General features: G+C 39.6%; 3 protein-coding genes. All 3 read right to left on the reverse strand.

What is annotated here, in order from left to right; genetic code table 11:
- Nucleotides 1-230: 230 nt before the first annotated feature.
- Complete coding sequence (locus MXE38_RS11975; protein WP_246915385.1) at nucleotides 231-1,997, reverse strand: hypothetical protein; 1,767 nt, start codon at nucleotides 1,995-1,997, stop codon at nucleotides 231-233.
- 48 nt (nucleotides 1,998-2,045) lie between these two features.
- Nucleotides 2,046-2,180, reverse strand: a complete 135-nt coding sequence (locus tag MXE38_RS12480) for a hypothetical protein (protein ID WP_281503216.1) — start codon at nucleotides 2,178-2,180, stop codon at nucleotides 2,046-2,048.
- A gap of 652 nt (nucleotides 2,181-2,832) precedes the next feature.
- Entirely contained in the window at nucleotides 2,833-3,006 is a 174-nt protein-coding gene (locus tag MXE38_RS11980; protein WP_246915387.1) for a hypothetical protein, read from the reverse strand.
- Between the last annotated feature and the right edge of the window lie 111 nt (nucleotides 3,007-3,117).

Genomic DNA, 3,117 nt, shown 5'->3' on the forward strand with positions numbered 1-3,117 from the left:
GCCTAATCACTCTTAAAATGCCAATTCCTTTCTAACTCAAAGTATCTAAGACTTTGGCGTGGAACCAATGTATCCTATTTAAACAATGGGAGGGATTTTTGCACCCTAAATAAGTCAAAATCAAGGAATCAGGTATAAAATCTGAACTGATGTTAGCAAAAAATCATAAGTCTAAGCATCGTTAGAGGGGGGTCAAGTCATCTTGTCCAACTTTATAGTAACTTACAGCATTAAGACTTTGAATAATAGAAGTTCCCAAGAGATAAAGTGGTTTCAGAAAGATCTAATACGGCTTTATGCTGTTCATCACCAGAAACAGTACCAGAAACAGTAATAGCATTAGCACCACTAGTGTTGTCTAAGGCTAAAGTACCAATGGAGAGCTTAGAAAGATCTGCTTCGTTATTGGATACGGTTAAAGAACCTTTCTTTACACCAATCTTATCAGCAGCATAAATACCGCCATCAATAGTTAGCTTAGCTGAGCCACCAGAAACTACAATACCCTCTGGGTTAGAGGTAATATTGCCAGTGGCGGCCTTAATTTTATTATCAACCTTGGTAGTGCTAGAAAGAGTTAACGTATCCTGTAAGGTGTAAGGCTTGTTGTATGCAGTGCTTTCAAAGGTTACGTCCTTGGCCTTTAAACCAGCTAAAGTTGAAGCGGCAGTGCCTGCTAAGGTTAAATTTGTTGCATCTACAGTAACTTTGCCTGAGTCATTTGCAACATTGCCATCAACACGAACATTATTAGCTTTTAGGGTTGTGTCTGCACCTGTACCAATAACATTAGCAGCTGCGCTAGAGGCTGCGGCAAATGTTAAGTTAGCACCAGTACCAAGAGTAATTTGGTCATTGCCAGTAATGTCTAAAACAGCATTAGTTGTAGATACTTTAGTATTCTTAGCTAAGTTATCTAAAGCTTTCTTAGAAAGGCTTAAAGTTGTTAAATTAGATGTATCTGCGCCAGATACTTTAAACTCACCAAGAGCAGCACCAGAAGTAATTGTTGCTGCGTCAGCTAAGGAGAACTTACCTGGACCAGTTAAAGTAATCTTACCAGCTGCAACAATTTCACCATTGTTAATAGAAAACTCTTTAGGAACAGAAACAGAGTTATCTTTTACATCTTCGGTTGCAAAAGCCAGTTTAAGCTCATCGCTTGCTGCGGTAGTGATCTTACCGCCATTCATAGAACCATCAACTAAGGTGATATTAAGCTTTGCAACATTAGTTCCTTTGCCGTCACCAGCAGCCTTAATTTCGCCACTATTGATTGTTAAATTGCCAGCTTGAATTACACCAGCTTCAAGACTATCACCAGATTGAACCTTAACAAGAGCACCTTCATTTAATGTAATAGAGGTGTTTTCACTATAGGTATCGGTAATAGTTTTACCAATAGTTGATGTAGAGCCGATATCTAAAACAGCCTTACCAGCAGCAACACTATTTTTACCAATGGTAATTGAGCCTGCCTCAACTTTACCAACTTTATTGGTATCAAAAGTAGTCTTTAAAGTACCAGTCTCAATGTTAATTGAAGAGGCCTTTAATGTTGCATCACCAGAGCCAGCAACGCCAACCAATGACAAGCCTTCTGTTTCGTCTTTGCCTTTAATGGTTAGATTATTGATTGTTAATACAACATCTTTTTTTTCGCTTGTCTGTTGGACTGTGTTATTTGCTATAGCTCCACCAGTAATGGTAAGGTCTTTACCTTGATTTGCAGTATTTGATGCAGCAATTGAAATGCTCTTAAAGTCATCTTTTTTAGCTTCATCTGATACAGTAGAACCAGTAATAGTGATGGTCTGGCCTGTAATATCTTGGGTGCCATTAAAAGCTGTATTTTCATTTGCAGCAGCCTGAGCCTGGCCAGCAGCTAAACCAGCTGTTAATACAGCGGCGGTGGCTAAGCCTTTGAAGTATGCATTCTGGAAGATTGCACGGTATTGAGCCATTAAAAATTTAATGGCGTTGTTTGTTTGCTTCATTTGTAATATAAAAATGAAAAATGAGTGGGATGTTTTGTCTTAGCAGCTTTAGCTTGTTTGGTTTGAGGTCGCAGTAAATGGGCCACTTTGTACTGAGCGGGCGTTTTGTTTACTGATAAAGTGACCTTTAATCATTAGGTTTTTTGTGTGGAACTTGTCGTAAGACTTGCTAGTTCCTGACATATACATGTAAGCTAAAGTGCATATAGGCCTTGTGGCCTAAGTTAAGGTTGTACAAGCTATCTTTTACTAGCTCGTAGCTAAGAGGTAGAAGTAGTAATGACTTGCTTTTAAAGTAGCACGCTAAAGCTAATTTAAGCAGGTCAAATTCTCTAGTGTTGGTAGGCACCAACTTAAAAGAGAAACTACTAATGCGGGATGTAAGACAAAACAACTACGTAGAGCTCGATTGATGTAAAAAGAGCTCTGGGATGGTGTTTTAAGCGGTGTGTCTAAAAATTGGTCGAAAAAAAAAAAAAAGCATAAACTATGCCTACTTGTTAAGTGATTTTAAATCTATTTTGTTCATAATCTTATTCATACTAATGAGGTCCTTTTACAAGGGTTTTTGAGAGTGAGAGTCAAAAGTTCTTTTCTTGTGGTGGCCAATAGGGACAAGGTATTTTTCATAATCAAGTTGAGTCTTCTCGCACTTTGTTTTTAAAGTGATAAGCTAAGTCTGCGAGTATGTAGGGTAATGAGACCTTGATGAAAAGCGTAATGTTTAGCATCAGGGGCGGGCGTATAGACAATATTTGAGCGGGCGGTGGAATGCTTGGAGCTAATAGGGCAAGCCCTTGCTTGCCTTTAGGCAGCAAGGGCTTTTAAATTTTTGTTAGTTGAGAGGCTGGCCCTGGCCCTGGCTATGGTTATTGGCTGGGGCTTGTTGAGCCTGCTCTTGAGTTGGTTGAGCTTGGGAGGCTTTCTCTTGCTCTGACTTTTCTAGCATGAGGTTGTTGTAGCCTTCGCGGGTGTTGGCATTTTCGATAGTTGACTGACCAACTCCCATGGGCAAGCCCATGGGGTTCCTGCGTATCAAGGTTAACCTATTTTCCTGACAAGGCATTAAACATCTTAACGAGTTAAGACTTTTAACACAAAGCCAGAGGCATGTATCCCG

It is taken from the genome of Anaerobiospirillum sp. NML120448 (assembly GCF_023050945.1).
Lineage (GTDB): Bacteria > Pseudomonadota > Gammaproteobacteria > Enterobacterales > Succinivibrionaceae > Anaerobiospirillum.